At 67.9% G+C, this 17586-nt stretch carries 18 protein-coding genes; 14 read left to right on the forward strand and 4 right to left on the reverse strand.

What is annotated here, in order from left to right; translation table 11 throughout:
* Positions 1-19 precede the first annotated feature (19 nt).
* From ACIBK2_RS07200 to ACIBK2_RS07220, 5 genes are read left to right on the forward strand one after another with little or no spacing between them, the layout of a single operon-like run.
* Positions 20-1084, forward strand: a complete 1065-nt coding sequence (locus ACIBK2_RS07200) for an acyl-CoA dehydrogenase family protein (protein ID WP_396964631.1) — start codon at positions 20-22, stop codon at positions 1082-1084.
* Entirely contained in the window at positions 1069-2229 is a 1161-nt protein-coding gene (locus ACIBK2_RS07205) for an acyl-CoA dehydrogenase family protein (protein ID WP_396964633.1), read from the forward strand. Before ACIBK2_RS07200 ends, ACIBK2_RS07205 begins: the two co-directional genes overlap by 16 nt.
* A 33-nt stretch (positions 2230-2262) precedes the next feature.
* Positions 2263-3198, forward strand: coding sequence for a bifunctional MaoC family dehydratase N-terminal/OB-fold nucleic acid binding domain-containing protein (locus ACIBK2_RS07210; protein WP_396964635.1), 936 nt, complete (start codon positions 2263-2265; stop codon positions 3196-3198).
* Complete coding sequence (locus tag ACIBK2_RS07215) at positions 3195-3614, forward strand: MaoC family dehydratase (RefSeq protein WP_396964637.1); 420 nt, start codon at positions 3195-3197, stop codon at positions 3612-3614. The genes ACIBK2_RS07210 and ACIBK2_RS07215 overlap by 4 nt, the downstream gene beginning before the upstream one ends.
* Positions 3607-4785 carry a lipid-transfer protein gene (locus tag ACIBK2_RS07220; RefSeq protein ID WP_396964639.1) on the forward strand — a complete coding sequence of 393 codons (1179 nt, stop codon included), beginning with the start codon at positions 3607-3609 and terminating at the stop codon, positions 4783-4785. Before ACIBK2_RS07215 ends, ACIBK2_RS07220 begins: the two co-directional genes overlap by 8 nt.
* Before the next feature lies 1 nt (position 4786).
* Here the strand turns inward: ACIBK2_RS07220 and ACIBK2_RS07225 are convergent, their stop codons facing one another.
* A complete protein-coding gene (locus tag ACIBK2_RS07225) occupies positions 4787-5923 on the reverse strand; it encodes an agmatine/peptidylarginine deiminase (RefSeq protein WP_396964641.1) in 1137 nt (378 codons plus the stop codon).
* Positions 5924-6015: 92 nt separating this feature from the next.
* On the opposite strand from ACIBK2_RS07225, the gene ACIBK2_RS07230 reads away from it, so the two are divergent.
* Both ACIBK2_RS07230 and ACIBK2_RS07235 read left to right on the forward strand, forming a co-directional pair.
* Positions 6016-6591, forward strand: a complete 576-nt coding sequence (locus ACIBK2_RS07230; RefSeq protein WP_396964643.1) for a TetR/AcrR family transcriptional regulator — start codon at positions 6016-6018, stop codon at positions 6589-6591.
* Between the two features lie 37 nt (positions 6592-6628).
* Entirely contained in the window at positions 6629-7165 is a 537-nt protein-coding gene (locus ACIBK2_RS07235) for an NUDIX domain-containing protein (RefSeq protein ID WP_396964645.1), read from the forward strand.
* A gap of 9 nt (positions 7166-7174) precedes the next feature.
* Here ACIBK2_RS07235 and ACIBK2_RS07240 read toward each other — a convergent pair whose 3' ends face one another.
* Positions 7175-7762, reverse strand: a complete 588-nt coding sequence (locus ACIBK2_RS07240) for a TetR/AcrR family transcriptional regulator (RefSeq protein ID WP_396964647.1) — start codon at positions 7760-7762, stop codon at positions 7175-7177.
* A 62-nt stretch (positions 7763-7824) separates the two neighbouring features.
* Here ACIBK2_RS07240 and zapE point away from each other — a divergent pair, with 62 nt between their 5' ends.
* The 6 genes from zapE (at position 7825) to ACIBK2_RS07270 (ending at position 13212) form a co-directional block, all read left to right on the forward strand.
* The gene (gene zapE, locus ACIBK2_RS07245; RefSeq protein WP_396964649.1) at positions 7825-8808 is read left to right on the forward strand and encodes a cell division protein ZapE; all 984 of its coding nucleotides are present in this window, start codon (positions 7825-7827) and stop codon (positions 8806-8808) included.
* 173 nt (positions 8809-8981) lie between these two features.
* Positions 8982-9902, forward strand: coding sequence for a DUF4129 domain-containing protein (locus ACIBK2_RS07250; RefSeq protein ID WP_396965859.1), 921 nt, complete (start codon positions 8982-8984; stop codon positions 9900-9902).
* Positions 9899-10396, forward strand: a complete 498-nt coding sequence (locus ACIBK2_RS07255) for a hypothetical protein (protein ID WP_396964652.1) — start codon at positions 9899-9901, stop codon at positions 10394-10396. The genes ACIBK2_RS07250 and ACIBK2_RS07255 overlap by 4 nt, the downstream gene beginning before the upstream one ends.
* A gap of 29 nt (positions 10397-10425) precedes the next feature.
* Positions 10426-11388 (forward strand): AAA family ATPase, encoded by a 963-nt coding sequence (locus ACIBK2_RS07260; RefSeq protein ID WP_379282017.1) that lies wholly within the window; start codon positions 10426-10428, stop codon positions 11386-11388.
* Positions 11389-11461: 73 nt separating this feature from the next.
* The gene (locus tag ACIBK2_RS07265; protein ID WP_379282018.1) at positions 11462-12736 is read left to right on the forward strand and encodes a DUF58 domain-containing protein; all 1275 of its coding nucleotides are present in this window, start codon (positions 11462-11464) and stop codon (positions 12734-12736) included.
* Entirely contained in the window at positions 12733-13212 is a 480-nt protein-coding gene (locus ACIBK2_RS07270) for a hypothetical protein (protein WP_396964654.1), read from the forward strand. Before ACIBK2_RS07265 ends, ACIBK2_RS07270 begins: the two co-directional genes overlap by 4 nt.
* 62 nt (positions 13213-13274) lie before the next feature.
* Here the strand turns inward: ACIBK2_RS07270 and ACIBK2_RS07275 are convergent, their stop codons facing one another.
* Together ACIBK2_RS07275 and kstD are read right to left on the reverse strand one after the other, a co-directional pair.
* Positions 13275-14135 (reverse strand): MaoC/PaaZ C-terminal domain-containing protein, encoded by an 861-nt coding sequence (locus tag ACIBK2_RS07275; RefSeq protein WP_396964656.1) that lies wholly within the window; start codon positions 14133-14135, stop codon positions 13275-13277.
* The gene (gene kstD / locus ACIBK2_RS07280; protein WP_396964658.1) at positions 14135-15844 is read right to left on the reverse strand and encodes a 3-oxosteroid 1-dehydrogenase; all 1710 of its coding nucleotides are present in this window, start codon (positions 15842-15844) and stop codon (positions 14135-14137) included. Before kstD ends, ACIBK2_RS07275 begins: the two co-directional genes overlap by 1 nt.
* 113 nt (positions 15845-15957) lie before the next feature.
* Here kstD and ACIBK2_RS07285 point away from each other — a divergent pair, with 113 nt between their 5' ends.
* Positions 15958-17586, forward strand: coding sequence for an FAD-binding protein (locus tag ACIBK2_RS07285; RefSeq protein WP_396964660.1), 1629 nt, complete (start codon positions 15958-15960; stop codon positions 17584-17586).

Below are 17586 nucleotides of genomic sequence, written 5' to 3' on the forward strand. Positions count from 1 at the left end.
ACTTGACTGGAGATTAAGCATGGATTTCACCAGGGACGAGGGCCAGGACGCGGTGGCCGAGGTCGTCGTGAGTTTATTGGAGCGGGAACCGGCCCGTGATTACGCGTTGTGGCCGAGCCTGGTCGGCAGCGGCCTGCTTTCGGTCGCGGTGCCGGAGCGGTTCGGCGGTGACGGCATGGGCTTGCCCGAGGTGTCGGTGCTGCTGACCGAATTGGCGACCGACGCTGTCGCGGTGCCCGCGTTGCCAACGCTGGGCTTCGGGCTGCTGCCACTGTTGTCGCTGCTGCCGGACAGCCTGGCCGAGCGGGTGTTTCCCGAGGTGGCCAAGGGCGCGATCATCACCGCGGCGCTGAGCGAGCCGACCGCGCCGTTCGCGGTCAAGCCGGAGACGGCGGCCGTCGCCGACGGCGACTCGGTGCGGATCACCGGCCACAAGATCGCCGTGCCGTACGCGGAGGAGGCTCGGTGGCTGCTGGTCCCGACCAATTCCGGTATCGCGCTGATCGACTCGGATGCCAAGGGTTTGATCCGGGTACCGTCGCCGGTCTCCGGTGACATCCCCGAATGCACGTTGCGGCTGGACCGGGTGCAGATCCCGGCCGAGCAGCTACTACCCGGTGGGCTGGCCGACCTGCACCGACTAGCCCTCGCGTCGATCGGATCCGTCGCCGACGGACTGCTCAAGGGCGCGCTGGTAATGACCGCCGAACACCTGCGGACCAGGCGCCAATTCGGCAGGCCGCTGGCCGAATTCCAGGCCGTCGCCCAGCAGATCGCCGACCTGTACGTGGTCTCGCGCACCCTGCACGTCGCCGCGGTATCGGCGAATTGGGCGCTGGCACAGGATGATTCCAGCCAGGAGCACCAGGCGCGGATCGACGACGACCTCGACGTCCTCGCCTACAGCGTGGCCGCCGACCTACCCGCCGCCATGCAGAAGTGTCATCACCTGCACGGCGGTCTCGGCGTGGACATCACCCACCCGATGCACCGCTACTACTCACAGGCCAAGGACATCGCCCGCTGGCTCGGCGGCGCATCGTTCCGACTCGATCGACTGGGGGCCAGATGTTCATCGATCTGACCGCCGAGCAGCGCCAGCTGCGCGGCGAATTACGTTCGTACTTCGCGGATCTCGTGACACCGGACGAGGAAGCCGCGATGGCGGTGAACCGGCACGGCGACGCCTACCGCGACGTGGTGCGCCGGATGGGCCGCGACGGCTGGCTCGGCGTCGGCTGGCCCAAGCAGTACGGCGGGCAGGGCTTCGGCCCCGTCGAACAACAGATCTTCTACAACGAGGCGGTGCGCGCGGATGTTCCGCTGCCACTGGTCACGCTGTTGACGGTCGGCCCGACGCTGCAGCAGTTCGGCACGGACGCGCAGAAGCAGAAGTTTCTCCCCGGAATCCTTTCCGGTGATGTGCATTTCGCGATCGGTTACTCCGAACCGGAGGCGGGCACCGACCTGGCCTCGCTGCGCACCTCCGCCGTGCGCGACGACTCCGGCGACTGGATTGTCAACGGGCAGAAGATCTTCACCACCGGCGCGCACGAGGCCGACTTCATCTGGCTGGCCTGCCGCACCGGAACGGTCGAGTCGCGACACCGCGGCATCACCATCCTGATCGTGGACACCACCGATCCCGGCTACTCCTGGACGCCGATCATCACCTGCGACGGTGCGCATCACACCAACGCGACCTACTTCGATGATGTCCGGGTGCCCGCCGACATGCTGGTCGGCGCGGAGAACGCGGGCTGGCGGTTGATCACCACCCAGCTCAACCACGAGCGGGTCGGCCTCGGCCCGTCCGGCAAGATCGAGCAGCTCTACGACCGGGTGCGCGACTGGGCGCAGCCGCGTGGCGTGCTCGGCGAGAGCGATGTGCGCCGCTCGCTGGGCCGCATCCACGCCATGGTCCGGTTGAACGAGCTGTTGAACTGGCAGGTCGCCGCGACTGTCGACGGCGACCAGTCCAGCGTCATCGCGGACGCCTCGGCCACCAAGGTCTTCTCCACCGAATCGCTGCAGGAGGCGGGCCGGCTGGCCGAGGAGATCGTCGGCCGCTACGGCGATCCCGCCGAGGCGGGCACCGCCGAGCTGCTCACCTGGCTGGACCGGCGGACCAAGCAGAACCTGGTGGTGACCTTCGGCGGCGGCGTCAACGAGGTGATGCGCGAATTGGTCGCCACCGCCGGTCTGCAGCTGCCGCGAGTACCTAGATAGCCATAGCAAGTGCTAGTCGAGAAGGAGCCGCGCGTGCCGGAAACCACCAGTCCGGAAGCGATTGTCGCCGAGGCCGAACGGATCAAGGCGGCCGGTGATTGCACGCCGCGTCTCGCGCGTGATCCGGTGAACCAGCCGATGATCAACAATTGGGTCGAGGCGTTGGGCGACACCAATCCCATCTATGTCGATGAGGCGGCCGCCAAGGCCGCCGGGCATCCTGGCATCGTCGCGCCGCCCGCCATGGCGCAGGTGTGGACCATGTTCGGTCTCAACGGTGTTCGCCCACTGGATGATCCGATGGGTGAGGCGACCGAGCTGCTCGATGCCGCCGGGTACACCTCGGTCGTCGCCACCGACTGTCAGCAGACCTATCACCGGTATCTGAATGTCGGCGAGCAGGTATCGGCGACCAGCAGGTTGTCCGATATTCGCGGGCCGAAGCGGACGGCGCTGGGGGAGGGCTGGTTCGTCACCTTCCTGACCAGCTGGCACGTCGGTGACGAGCTGGTCGCCGAAATGCTGTTCCGGCTATTGAAATTCGCGCCGGGCACCGCCGCGCCGCCCAAGCCCGCCGGTGAACGGGTCAAGCCGCTGGTCTCCTGGGATACCGAATTCTTCTGGGAGGGCACGAAAGCGGGCGAACTGCGCATCCAAAAGCTGCCCGACGGTTCGCTGCGGCATCCGCCGATCCCGGCCCTGTGGAAGGACAAGTCGGAGCAGACCGACTACGTCGTCGCCTCGGGGCGCGGCACCGTATTCAGCTACGTCGTGCACCACGCGCCGAAGGTGCCAGGGCGGCAACTGCCGTTCGTGGTCGCGCTGGTCGAATTGGAGGAAGGGGTGCGCATGCTCGGCGAACTGCGCGGGATAGATTCTGCGGAAGTGCAAGTGGGGCTGCCTGTTCGGGTGGAATTCGAGAAGCTCGACGACGACGCGACGCTGCCCGTCTGGCAGGTGATCGCATGACGACGACGGTCGTGCCGACCTCCGTGCAGGTCGGTACTGTGCTGCCCGAGCTGGTGATCCTGGCCGATCCGACCTTCGTGGTCAGTACGGCCCTGGCCACCAGGGACTTTCAGGATGTGCACCACGACAGGGACAAGGCGGTCGCCCGCGGTTCCAAGGACATCTTCGTCAACATCCTCACCGACACCGGCCTGATCCAGCGTTTCGTCACCGATTGGGCCGGGCCGCGCGCGGTGCTGAAGTCGATTTCGCTGCGTCTCGGCGTGCCGCTGTACGCCAACGACACGCTCACCCTGACCGGCACCGTCACCGCCATCGAGGGCGGCGACATCCACATCGACGTAGTCGGCAAGGACAGCCTCGGCGACCACGTCACGGCGAAAGCCGTTATCGCTTACCGGAGTACGCATGAGTGAGCAGGGCATCTCGGGCCGCGCGGCCATCGTCGGCATCGGCGCCACCGACTTCTCCAAGGACTCCGGTCGCAGCGAATTGCGCCTGGCCGCCGAGGCGGTCACCGCGGCGCTGGCCGACGCGGGCCTGACGCCCGACGACGTCGACGGCCTGACCACCTTCACCATGGACACCAACACCCAGGCCGCCGTGGCCAGGGCGGTCGGCATCCCGCAGCTGAAGTTCTTCAGCCACATCGGGTATGGCGGCGGCGCGGCCTGCGCCACCATTCAGCAGGCCGCCATGGCGGTGGCCACCGGCGTGGCCGAGGTGGTCGTCGCCTACCGGGCCTTCAACGAGCGTTCGGTGTCCCGGTTCGGGCAGTTCTCCACCGCGCTCGCGTCCGCCCCCACCTCGTCGGGCATCGACGCGGGCTGGTCCTACCCGCAGGGTCTCGGCACGCCTGCCGCGCAGGTCGCCATGGTGGCCAGGCGCTACATGCACGTATATGGCGCCACCAGTGCGGATTTCGGTCGCGTCGCGGTCGCCGACCGCAAGCATGCCGCGGTGAACCCGGAGGCGTTCTTCTACGGCAAGCCGATCACCCTGGAGGATCACCAGAATTCGCGGTGGATCGCCGAGCCGCTGCACCTGCTCGACTGCTGCCAGGAGTCCGACGGTGGTGTCGCCATCGTGGTCACCAGTGCCGAACGCGCCCGCGACCTGCCGCAGCGTCCGGCGGTGATCACCGCCGCCGCACAGGGTTCCGGCGCCGATCAGTACGTGATGACCAGCTACTACCGCGACGCGATGTCCGGCCTGCCGGAGATGGGGCTGGTCGGCGACCAGCTGTGGGCCCAAAGTGGTTTGCGCCCTGACGATATGCAGGCCGCCATCCTCTACGACCACTTCACCCCGTTCGTCCTCATGCAGTTGGAAGAACTAGGTTTCTGCGGTCGCGGCGAGGCCAAGGATTTCATCGCCGACGGCGCCATCGAGGTCGGCGGCAGGCTGCCGCTGAACACGCACGGTGGACAGCTCGGCGAGGCCTACATTCACGGCATGAACGGCATCGCCGAGGCGGTACGCCAGATTCGCGGCACCTCGGTGAACCCGGTGGCGAACCTGGAGAACATCGTGGTCACCGCGGGTACCGGCGTACCGACCTCGGGATTGGTGCTCAGCGCGAACTGAGCTACCGGATCGGCGCGCCCGGCTGATCGTGCGTCGAGCAGTGGATGCCACCGCCGCCCGCGGCGATCTCATCGATCGGGACCGGGACGATGTCCCGGCCCGGCAGGTGATCCCGCAGGATGCCCTGCGCGCGATCGTCGGCCCGCCGGTCGCCGAATTCCGGCAGGAACACCGCGCCGTTGGCGATGTAGAAGTTCGCGTAGCTGGACACGAACTCATCGCCCTGGCCGGTGATCTGATCGGGGTCGGGCTGCGGCAGGTCGACGACCTGCAGCTTGCGTCCACGCGCGTCGGTGGCCTCCGCGAGCACCTGCCGTGCCTGCTCGCCCGACCGCGACCACGAATCGGCGGGCGAACCGGGAAACGCGGTGTCCAGCAAGACAACTCCGGGCGCCACGTAACGGACCAGGCAGTCGATGTGGGCGTCGGTGATGTCCTCGCCGCGCACGCCCGCGCACCAGATCACCTTCTCGATGCCGAGGGTCTGCTTCAGCTCGGCCTCGAGCTGGTCGCGGCTCTTGCCGGGATTACGGTTGTCGTTGACGATCGAGCTCTCGGTGACGAGCAGGGTGCCCTCGCCGTCGGTCTCCAGTGCGCCGCCTTCAGCGATGAAGGGGGCCTGGTACCGAGGAATCCCATAGCGTGACAGCAGTTTCCGGCCGAGCGGGCCGTCATTGTCGTGTCCCTGCTTGTTGCCCCAGCCGTTGAAGCCGAGGTCGACGCCGACCACCTTGCCCGCTTGCTCGACGAAGACCGGGATGGTGTCGCGGGCCCAAAGGTCGTCCACTGCAAGGGAAATCACCTCGACACCACTGCCGCAGGCCCGCTGTGCCGCGTCGCGCTGATCGTCCCTGGCCAGCATGACGACGTGCTCGTACTCGGCGATCTCCTGCGCCAGCCCGGCGATGTCCTTGCGGACGTCGCCGAGGTACCGGCCCCAGATCGCCGCCTGGGCGGGCCAGGACATGAAGGTGCGCGCATGGCTCTCCCATTCGGCGCCGAACCGGCCACCGGGCCCCGCCGGGGCCGGCTCGGGTGCGCTGGGCTCGCCCGGGGTGGACGGCTCGGACGAGCCGCATGCCGAGACGCCTGCGGCGAGCAGGCCGGCGAGGACGCTGAAGGCAGATCGGCGGGACATGTGGTTCTCCATCACGGGCTCCGATAGTCGATGATCCTGGTTACAGATCCTGACTGAAATTTCAGTCAGGATTACACGGTACCATTGACGCCATGTCTCGTCGTGATTCGATCCTGGAGTCGGCCGCCCGCGTGGTCGCGCAGCGCGGTATCCGTGGCCTACGCGTGGAGGAGCTGGCCGAGGCGGCCGGTGTCTCCACCTCGCTGATCTACTACCACTTCAAGGACCGAGCGGGCCTGCTCGCGCAGACCCTGGACTTCATCAGCACCCGGGCCGAGCGCTACACCGAATCCGACGTCGACGCCGCCGCCGACCCGCTCGGCCACCTCGAACAATTGCTGCTGCTGGAGCTACAGGACACTCCGCTGGTCATCGAGAACAGCACCGCGTGGGGCGAGTCCCGCGCTACCGCCGTGTTCCAGCCGGAGCTGCGCGACCAACTCCGCGCCGCCACCGTCCGCTGGACCGACTGCTTGAGTGCGCTGATCCGCAGCGCCCAGGATCGGGGCACCGTCCCCGCCGATATCGCACCGACCGATGCCGCCGAACGGCTCACCGCGCTGGTCGAGGGTGTGAGCATGCGCTGGCTCAGCGGCACTGTCGAACTTGCCCGCGCCCGCGAATTGGTGCGCGGCGCAATCGCTCTCGAACTAGGCGCGCGACGGTAAGTTCGAATCGGCACCATCGCCGCACGTGAGGAGCCCCATGGCCGCTCGGCACCTGGTCGACGTCCACGTCCTGCTCATCCGCGACGGCCGCCTGCTGCTCAGCAAGCGCCGCAGCGACGACGAATTCGACGGCCTCTGGCACCTGCCCGCGGGCAAACTCGAAGCAGGCGAATCCGCCACCGCCGCCGCGGCGCGCGAGGCAAACGAGGAAACCGGCGTCCAGATCAACCCCGCCGACCTCCGCCACATCCACACCTCGCACGTGGTCGGCTCCGGCCGCGACCCCCGCCTCGGCCTCTTCTTCGAGGCCCGCCACTGGACCGGCAACCCCACCAACCGCGAACCCGACAAGTGCTATGAACTCCGCTGGTTCCCCCTCGACGCCCTCCCAGACGCCATCATCGCCTACCCCGCCGCAGGCATCCGCGCCCACTTCACCGGCGCCACTTACAGCGAACGTGGGTGGTACGCCGCCGCAGCGGTCGATCTGCTCGGTCTGCCTGAAGGGGCCGCAGATGTCGAGCTCGAGCTTCCAGAATTTAGAGACCACCCTCGAGCCGCGGATTTCGACTGAACTTCCAGGTCAGGCGCGGACGCCGCGAAAGTAGATCGCCAGCAGGGTGGTGAGTTGGCGGACGCTTGCGGGGGTGCCTGGCACGAGATCCGCTCGGCTGCCCGCGAATCGGTCGAAGACCGCGCCTTCGAGCAGGGCGATGAAGTCGGCGGCGGCTGTCGTGGGATCGGGGATGTCCATGGCGTGGAACAGTTCTCGGGCGCGCTCGGTGGAGAATAGGCTGCGCGCCAGTCGGGCGTGCAGATCAGCATCTGACAACAGGTCGAGGATGAGGGCATGCCTGGCGATCAGGTGATTGCGTCGTTCGGCGAGTAGGCGGTCCAGCCAGGTGGCGATGCCGCGTGCGGCGGCGTCGGGATCAACGGGTCCGGGCTGCGGGAGTTGAGCGGCGATGAAGTCCTCGCGGGAGCGGGTCGTGATCCGGTCGACGATCGCCTCGATGAGCGCGCGTTTCGTGCGGAAGTAGTACGACGCCGAGCCTGCGGGGAGGGCGAGCGCGGTGTCGAGGGCGCGGTGGGTGAGCGCTCGAAGGCCTTGGGCGGCAATCAGATCGATCGCGGCGTCGACGATCAGCGTGCGCCGGTCGGTTGTGGACATCGTCACCTCTCCTGGTCTCGCTTCGGCGAGTCCTCTACAAATGTAGAGGACGAGGAGGTGTCATGGAAATCAGCGGTGAAACTTCGGGGATCGTCCTGGACGCGGATCAGGCTCGGGCGGTGGCGCGGCTAGGGGAGTTGGTGGATCGGCGGGGTAGGCCGGTCAGGCGGCATCGTGGGATCTATCTGCATGGCAGGCCGGGGCGGGGGAAGACGATGGTGATGGATCGGTTCTTCGCCGGTGTCGCGTCGGATCGGAAGCGTCGCTTTCATTTCCATCAGTTCTTTGTCCGGCTACACGAAGCCGTCCATGCATCGGGCTCCATCGATAAGGCGGTCGCCGCGCTGCTCGGTGATGCGCGGCTGGTCTGCTTCGACGAATTCCATGTGCACGACATCGGTGATGCGATGCTCATCGCCCGAATGCTCGATGCTTTGTTCGCGCGGCACGTGGCCCTCGTGGTGACGTCGAATTACCCGCCCGCGGAGCTGCTGCCGAATCCGCTGTTCCACGACCGGTTTTTGCCGACGATCGCTCGCATCACCGGGAACCTGGACGTGATTTCGATCGATGGACCGCTGGACTATCGCACCACGGCGGACCGATCACTCGCCCGCCGAACAGGTTTCGCGGCGGGTCGGTATCGGATCGATCCCGGGGACCGCGACACCGTGCGTCCGGACGCGACCTGGGTGCACATCGGCGCCCGCAAACTGCGCGCCCGAGCAGCCGATACCACGCTCACCATCGAATTCGCCTCGCTGTGCGGCACTCCCACCGCCCCCGCCGACTATGTCGAACTGGCCCAACGCTTTCGGCGATGGGTCATCTGCGACGTGCCGCCCCTGCGCGAAGTACCGCCCGGCTGGGCGATGCGTTTCGTCAACGTGGTCGACGTGCTGTACGACGCGGATCGCGAACTCACTGTGTCGGCGCGAGTCTCCTTGGCGGACTTGACCGAAGGTGTCCAGAATGTCCCTGATATTGCGCGACTCGCCAGCCGCCTTTGTGAACTATCCCAATTGGCACCTTCCCCCATCGGATAGTTGTGCATGACCCTGACGACCTGGGCCGGAGCAGTCCCGCGCACGGTTTAAGAGGATGTATTCCAAAGTATTCGATTCCCTCCCGAGCGGACCGTCCGGCATGTAACTATGTGGCTGTTTTGTGCAGTACTCAGATTTGGTGGTAATCAGTGGCCGGGGCGCGAGCGCCGATAATGCGCGTGATCGTGCTGATCACGCTGCTGGTCCTTGCCGCGATCACCCTGCACGGATACATCCCAGGAGTGACCGAATCCCGCGATAATCGCCCCGCATCCTCGGCGCTGTCGGTGGCGCTGATGCCGGTACTGCTCACCGTGTCCGTGGTGATCCTGCTCGCAGGCGTGATCGCCAGCCAGCACCGCCTGCCATTGGCCATGCCCGAGCCCGACCGCGACACCGACCGCCAGCAGTGGCGCCTCGGCCGCGTCGGCCTGCTGGTGCTGGCCGGGCTCACGGCGCTCGCGCTGATCTTCGCGGCCGCCTCCGCTGTGTTCTTCGTCGGCGTCGGACGCGAAAGCGCGCCCCCACCATCGGCATCGGCCCCCACCACCGGTCGGCCGCCGGACGATTTCGCCACCGCGACACCCGACCCCGGCGCCACCCCCGCCGAGTTGACCGGCACGGCCCTGGTACTGACCGCCATCGCCGCGGTCGCCTTACTCGGCGTGGCCATCACCGGGCTCATCGTGGTCACCGTGGCCGCCCGGCGCAGGCCCGCGCCGACTCCGCTGCCACTGGTCCCGGTCGCGCCCACCGCGGTGGACTCGCTGGCCAGGGCGGCCGAAATGGGCTTGGCCGCAATGAATGTGCCCGGTCAGGAGCCGCGCGCCGCGATCATCGCCTGCTACGTCGCGATGGAACGCGGCCTCGCCTTCGATCGCGCCGCCGCGCCGCTGGCTTCGGACACTCCGATGGAGGTGCTCGCCCGCGCCTTCGAGCGCGGCGCGCTGCACGACGCGTCCGCGCGGGAACTGGTTTCGCTGTTCGAGGAGGCCAGGTTCAGTCCGCACGCGATGCTGGAGTGGCAGCGGATGCGGGCCGAGCAACTGTTGCGAATTGTCCTGGCGGACTTGCAAGGAGAGGCGGCAGCTTGAATCGAACGGCCATCGTCATCAGTGCCGCGATCGTCATCGCGCTGATCGAGATCGTCACCCTCGACCGCGCGCGGGGGGTGCTGCTGTTCGTCGCGGCGGTGCCCGTGGCGGTGGCCTTCGCCTGGCTGGTCTGGTCACTGCTCGAGCGGTCGGAGCCGCGCGGCTACCAGGACATCGACGAGATCGAGAACGGTCCCGCCGAGATGCTGCACCGCTGGCACGCCAGGGCGCAGATGCTCGCCGACCGCGCCGAGGGCACCCGCGCCGACTGGGACCGGCACCTGCGCCCCTTGCTGGCCAAGGAGTTCGAGCTGTCCAGCGGGCAGCGGGTCGCGAAGAATCGGCGGGCGACCGAGGCCGCGGGCATTCATCTGTTCGGGCCGGAACTGTGGCGCTGGGTGGACCCGGCCAACTCGGCATTGCGTGATCAGACCACTAGGGCACCGGGACGGGCGGCGCTGGACGAGATCCTGAGCCGCCTGCAGAGAATGTGAAATGGGTTGAGGCAAGTGCGGGTACACACATGACGATGCCGATGGATGTCACCGTTCAGCGCAGCGATGCCGTGCTCAGGGAGCTATCCCGGGTGATCGTCGGCAAGCAGGAAGAGATGCGGTTGATCATGATCGCGGTGCTCGCCGGCGGTCACGTCCTGATCGAGGATCTACCTGGTCTCGGCAAGACGCTGATCGCGCGATCGTTCGCCGCGGCGCTCGGCCTGCAGTTCACCCGCGTGCAGTTCACGCCGGACCTGCTACCCGCCGATCTACTCGGGTCGACCATCTACGACATGAACTCCGGCCGCTTCACCTTCCGGCGCGGACCCGTGTTCACCAACGTGCTGCTCGCGGACGAGATCAACCGGACCCCGCCGAAAACCCAGGCCGCGCTGCTGGAGTCGATGGCCGAGGGACAGGTCAGCATCGACGGCGAAACCTTCCAGCTGCCACAGCCTTTCATCGTGCTCGCGACGGACAACCCGATCGAGTACGAGGGCACCTATCCGCTCCCGGAGGCTCAGCTCGACCGGTTCGCGATCCAGCTGCGGCTCGGCTACCTGTCCGAGCAGGACGAGAAGCAGATGATTCGGCGCAGGCTGGAGCGTGGTTCGACGACACCGCAGGTCACTCAGGTGGTGGATGCGAACGGGCTGATGGAGATGCGGCAATCGGTCGAATACGTCACGGTGCATCCGGATGTAGTGAGTTACGTGGTCGCGTTGGCCACGGCCACCAGGGCGCATCCGCAGGTGGAGGTCGGCGCGAGTCCGCGCGCCGAACTGGACCTGGTGCAGATGTCACGGGCCCGCGCGCTGCTGCTCGGCCGCGACTATGTGATTCCGGAAGACGTTAAGGCACTCGCGATTCCGGCCATGGCACACCGGATCACGTTGCGGCCGGAGATGTGGGTGCGCCGGATCCGCGGCGAGGACGTGATCACCGAACTGCTGCGCCGCCTGCCTGTTCCGCGCGCCACCGTGACATGAGCGAGCGTAGCGAGCGAATCATGTGCCAGCGCGCCATGCCCATGACGGAGCCGAGCGCCAGCGAGGCGCAGTCATGAGGCATCGCGACGCCAGCACCGCGGTCGAGGCCGAATTGCGGTGGCGCCCGGCACCGTTGGTCTTCATGCTGGCGATCTGCGCTGCGGCGGCGCTGGTGCTCGCGGTGGTACTCGGACGGTGGCAACTGGTGGTCTTCGCCGCGCCGCTGCTCGGGGTGCTCGCCACCGCACCGTGGCAGCAGTCTTCAACGAAGATCCAGGTCGACGGTGGTGGGACGCTGCGGTGCTTCGAATCCGAAGAGGTGGTGCTTACCGTCGCGGCGTTCGTCGAGCAGGGGCACGCGCTGTTGCGGCTGAAGCCGGAAACGGTAGTGGCACTTGGCATCGAGGTCGAGGAGGCCAGCGATTCGGGCGTCGCTCCGGCCGGTCTACGGCTCGCGCTGTCGGCTGACCGGTGGGGTCGCTATCCGGTGTCGGTGCGGGTGTCCGCGCTCAGTCCGGCGGGTCTCGCGGTCGCGAACGTCGTACTGCCCGCCGGGCAACTGTTCGTCTACCCGATCACCGATCCGCAGCGAATGCGGTTGCCGCGCACCGAGCTTCCCGAGCGACTCGGTACCCACCTGACCCGTCGGCACGGACCCGGCGTCGAATACGCCGACATCCGCGCCTACGCGCCCGGTGACCAGCTGCGCATCGTGAACTGGCCGGTGAGTGCGCGGCGCGGCAGGCTGTACGTCACCGAGCGGCTGACCAACCGATCCGCGGATGTTGTTGTGCTGGTGGACACCTCGCAGCAGGCGCCGGGCCCCGCCACCGATTCCCTCGAACTGTCCGTGCGCGGTGCGGCGCAGGTGGTCCAGTCGACCCTGCAGGCCGGTGATCGGACCGCCGTAGTCTGCCTGGGGCAGGCGCCGCGTTGGCTGCGGCCCGATATCGGGCGCCGACAGTTCTATCGGGTGGTCGACACCGTGCTCGGCGTCGGCGACGAGCACATCCCGACCACCGGCACCCTGGCGCCGCACTCGGCCGTGCCGCTCGGTGCCATCGTGGTCGCCTTCTCCACGCTGCTCGACACCCAGTTCGCGCTCGCACTGATCGATCTGCGCAAGCGCGGGCACGTCGTGGTGGTAGTGGATGTCTTGCGCGGCACACCGTTTCGCGGCCTGCTCGATCCGACCCTGGCCAAGATGTGGCAGCTCGAGCGGGCCTCCATGTACCGCGACATGGGTACCGTCGGCGTCGACATCGTGGCCTGGCCCGCCGACACCCGACTCGACCAGATCATGCGCGTGCTGCCGGAACACCGCCGTACCGTCCGGGTGCGCCGATGACCAGATTCCTCGCCGTCCTGTCGGGCGTATTGCTGGTGACGTCGGTAGCGCTGCTGGAGCCGTGGGCGGCCGTTCCCGCCCTCGTCCTGGTCGCGCTCGGCTGGTGGTTCCGTCCAGTCGCGGTCGCCGCCGTCCTGCTGGCCGTCGGTGTGCTCGCCGTCGCCGATCCCGGCGTACTCGCCGCCGCGGCAACGGGTTTGGTCGCCACCACCTACCTACTCAACGCCGCCACTGTCACCGCTCCACACGGTGTCGTCCCGACCACCGTCCCCTCGGTGACCGGCGCGGTCGGCTTCGCCGCGGCCGGCGTCGGCGCCGCGCTGCTCCCGCTGCGCCTGGCGTGGGCTCCGCTCGCCGCGCCGATCCTGATAATCCTGTTGTACGCCTTGGTAGTCCACGGCGCGGCGATCCGCCGCGCCCGCAACGGCGCCGACCCCCGCCCGGCAGGCATCCAACCACAGCCGCACCATCCGTGATTTCCGGCACATGGAATCGCATGCGATTCCATGTGCCGGAAATCAAGAGTGGTGCGTGAACGTCAGCGGAACCGCAGGGTCACGTCGCCGAGGACAGGTGCGTCCTCGCGCTCGACCACCGTCGCGGCGATGGTCAGTTCACCGTCCTGCTGCCAGATGCGAGTGCGGATCGTCTCGCCCGGGTAGAGCACACCGGCGAAGCGGGCACGGAATCCGGTGACCCGGCTCGCATCCGCGCCGAGCACGGTGTCGGTAGCCGTCTTGCAGACGATGCCGTACGTGCACAGCCCGTGCAGGATGGGCGCGGGAAACCCGGCGGCGCGGGCGAATTCGGGATCCGAGTGCAGCGGGTTACGGTCGCCCAACATCCGATAGAGCAGCGCCTGCTGCGGCAGCGTCGCCGTGGTCACGTCGAAATCCGGTGCCCGATCAGGCAGTTCGGACTTGGTGCTCGGCCCACGCTCGCCGCCGAAGCCGCCCTCACCACGCGCGAAGATCGAGGACCGCGTGGTCCAGAGCGGCTCGCCGTCGGAACCGGTGACGGTCTGCTCCTGCACCACCACCGCCGCGGAACCCTTGTCCCAGAGCTCGGTGATCCGCCCGGTGCTCGTCGCCTTACCCGAGGCCGGGATCGGGCGATGCACCTCCACCTCCTGATGGCCGTGCACCACCTTGGCCAGGTCGATGTCGATGCCGGGGAAGCTGACTCGCGGTGGTTCGGTCTCGTGCAGGGTCGGCGCTACCGTCGCGAACGTCGGCAGCACCTGCGGCGTACGGTCGTCGAGGTAACGCAGCTCGGCGGGCTCGGTCCACCGCGTGCCCGCGCCGAGGCCCAGCTGATACAGCTGCACATCGGACGGTGTCCACGCGAATTCACGGGTCGGAAGTTCCGCTCCGAGCGCGACTTTCGGATCGATGGGCATCAGGCCTCCTTGCTGCTTGGCAGCGGACGGGTGGGCTGCGCGGCCCGCTTCTCGACGATATCGAGCACAGCCAGGTACCCGAAGGTGAGTGCGGGGCCGATGGTGGCGCCGGGGCCCGCGTAGGTGTGGCCCATCACCGGCGTCGAGCTGTTGCCCGCGGCGTACAGCCCTTGGATCGGGCTGCCGTCCTCGCGCAGCACCCGACCCGAGGTGTCGGCGACCAGGCCACCCTTGGTGCCAAGATCGCCGGGCACGATCTTGGCGGCATAGAACGGGCCTTGCACCAGCGCGGCGAGGCACGGGTTCGGCTTCACCGTCGGATCGCCGTAGTAGCGGTCGTAGTGGCTGTCGCCGCGGCCGTAGTCCGCGTCCTTGCCGGTCTCGGCGAAGGTGTTGAAGCGGGCGACGGTGGCGGCGAGATCGGCCGAGGGAACGCCGATCTTGGTGGCCAGCTCTTCGAGAGTGTCCGCCTTGACGATGTTGTCGTTCTCCATCCAGCGCGACGGAAAACGTTGGCCCGGCTGCAAACCGGCGAAGATGTAGCGGTTGCGGTAGCGCTGATCGAAGACCAGCCAGGCCGGGATGTTCTCGCCCGGCCCCTCGCCCTGGCCGTACTCGCCGCCGTACATGGTGTGCACGGCCTCGACGTAGGGCGCGGACTCGTTGCCGAAACGCCTGCCCGCGGCGTTGACCATGATGGTGCCCGGCAGATTGCGCTCGGCCAGCGCGAACCACGGCCGCCCGCCCTTGAAGATGGTCGGACCCCACCAGGCGTCCTCCATGAAGCCGACGTCGCCACCCGCTGCCATCCCCGCGACGATGCCGTCGCCGGTGTTGGCGGCCGCGCCGGTGGTCCACTCGGTGGTGATGGGCTGACGCTGGTACTTGGTGCGCAGCTCGGCATTGTGCTCGAAGCCGCCGCTGCCGAGCACCACGCCGTAGCGCGCGGTGAAGGTCACCGGCTCGCCCTCGTGCTCGGCCTCGACCCCGGTGACCACGCCGTTGTCCACCACGAGCCCGGTCAACGGGGTGTTCAGCAGCACCGGCACATTCGCGTCGAGCAACCCCTTGCGCATGGCGGCGATGATCGCCTGGCCCATGCCGACGATGTGCTTGCCGGTGGCCTTGGCCCAGTAGGTGCGCGCACCCACCCGCAGTGCGCGCGCGATGCCCTTCGGGTGCCTGCGGATCAGGTTGAGCCGGACGAAATCGGCCTGCATCACGACGACGTTCAGCGGCGCCTTGGCGTAGGGCGGCTCCAGGTTGGCCAGCTCCGCGCCGAGCACCTTGGCGTTGAACGGGGCCGGTTCGCACGAGCGGCCCTCGCCGAGCCCGCCGGGCGCCTCGGGGTAGTAGTCGGAGTAGCCCGGCACCCACTTCATCTTCAGTGGGGTGTGGTCGAGCACGAAGTCGAACGCCTCCGGACCTCGGTCGATGTAGGTGTCGATCCGCTCCTTGGGCACCACGTCGCCGATGATGCTGTGCAGGTAGGTGCGGGCCACTTCGCGGTCGTCAGGTCGGCCGGACGCGCGCAGCGCCTTGTTGCCGGGGATCCAGACGCCACCGCCGGAGCGTGCGGTGGACCCGCCGTAGTGCGCGGCTTTCTCGATGAGCACCACGCTGAGCCCGTGGTGGGCGGCGGTGAGGGCGGCGGTCATGCCCGCAGCGCCGCTGCCGACGACCACCACATCGTATTCCCGATCAATCATGTAGAACACGTTATAGAATGATGCCGCCATTGGTCTATGTTGTGTGGCAGAAGACTTACTTGGCTTTCCGCTTGCTGAGAAACTCGTTTCAGTTTCAGACCGGAGTGAACTACATGGGGTTCGATTGGGACCTGGTGGCCGACGTGGTCGTCGTCGGCTTCGGCGCGGCCGGAGCCGCCGCCGCGCTGGAAGCGGCGGCCGACGGCGCGCAGGTGCTCGCGCTGGAGCGGTTCGCCGGTGGCGGGGCGTCGGCGTTGTCCGGCGGCATCATCTACGCGGGCGGCGGGACGTCGGTGCAGCGGGAAGCCGGTGTCGCGGATACGCCCGAGGCGATGCTCGGGTATCTGGAGCGCGAGGTCGGCGACGCGGTGTCGCCGGAGACGCTGCGCCGGTTCGTGGACGGCAGCCCGGCGATGATCGAGTGGCTGAAGGGCCATGGCGTTCCGTTCGAGGCGTCGCTGTGCCCGTACAAGACGTCGTACCCGAACGACAGCTACTACCTGTACTACTCGGGCAGTGAGATCTCGGGCGCGTTCCGGGACATCCCGGCGGCGCAGCGTGGGCATCGGGTCAAGGGCAAGGGTACCTCCGGCAAGCAGCTGACGGGGCCGCTCACCGCCGCCGCCTCCCGGCTCGGCGTCCGGGTCGAAACACTCACGCAGGCAACGCAACTGATCGTCGACGACGCGGGCACGGTGATCGGTGTCGAGTGTCGGACGTTGCGTGACGCACCGGGTCGCGTCCGCGACCGGTACACCCGCATGGCGAAGGTCGCGGCCAAGCCGGGTATCTACTATCCGCCGCTGCGCGCCGCACTGGAGAAGCGGCTCGAACGGCTGGATCACCAGTACGGCAGCACAATCCGCGTGCTCGCCCGGCGCGGAGTGGTGCTCAGCGCCGGTGGATTCATCGCCAATCGAGCGATGCTGCGCGAATACGCGCCGGACTATCGCGGCGGCCTCGCGCTCGGCACCACCGGCGACGACGGCAGCGGGATCCTGCTCGCGCAGCGGGTCGGCGCGGCCACCGATCGGATGGGCAATGTCTCCGCCTGGCGGTTCCTCTTGCCGCCCAGCGCATTTACCGGCGCGGTGCTGGTCGATGCGGCGGGCCGCCGGGTCATCGACGAGACCAGATACGGCGCCGCGGTCGGCCACGCGCTCATCACCGAACACGACGGCAAGGGCTGGCTGCTCGCCGACGACGAGCTGATGCGGACCGCGATCGGCCAGATCGGCAAGCAGGGCGCCTGGTTCCAGCGCGGCCAGTTCGAGGCGATGCGGCGCACCGCGATTCGTGGTGCCACGCTCGAGGCGGTCGCGGCGAAGGCCGGGATCGAAGTGGTCGGACTGCGCGCGACAGTGGACGCGCACAACGCCGCCATCGAGCACGGCACGCCGGACCCGGTCGGCAAGCCGGCCGAGTTCACCAAACCGCTGCGCACCGGACCGTTCTGGTTGTTGGATGTCGGCATCAAACCGAGCCTGGCCAATCCGTGTCCGATGCTCACCCTCGGCGGCGTCGTCGTGGACGAGCAGACCGGTGCGGTGAAATCGACTGCCGGAACCGATATTCCGGGACTCTTCGCGGCCGGTAGGACCGCCATCGGCATCTGCTCGGAGTCCTATGTCAGCGGGCTGTCGCTGTCGGACTGCATCTTCTCCGGCCGCCGGGCCGGTCGGTCCGCGGCGGGCCTGTCCGAAATCGAGGCGCTCGATCAAGCAATAGTGGAAGGAAACTAG

Origin of the sequence: Nocardia sp. NPDC050175, assembly GCF_044459885.1 — a bacterium.
Taxonomy (GTDB): domain Bacteria; phylum Actinomycetota; class Actinomycetes; order Mycobacteriales; family Mycobacteriaceae; genus Nocardia.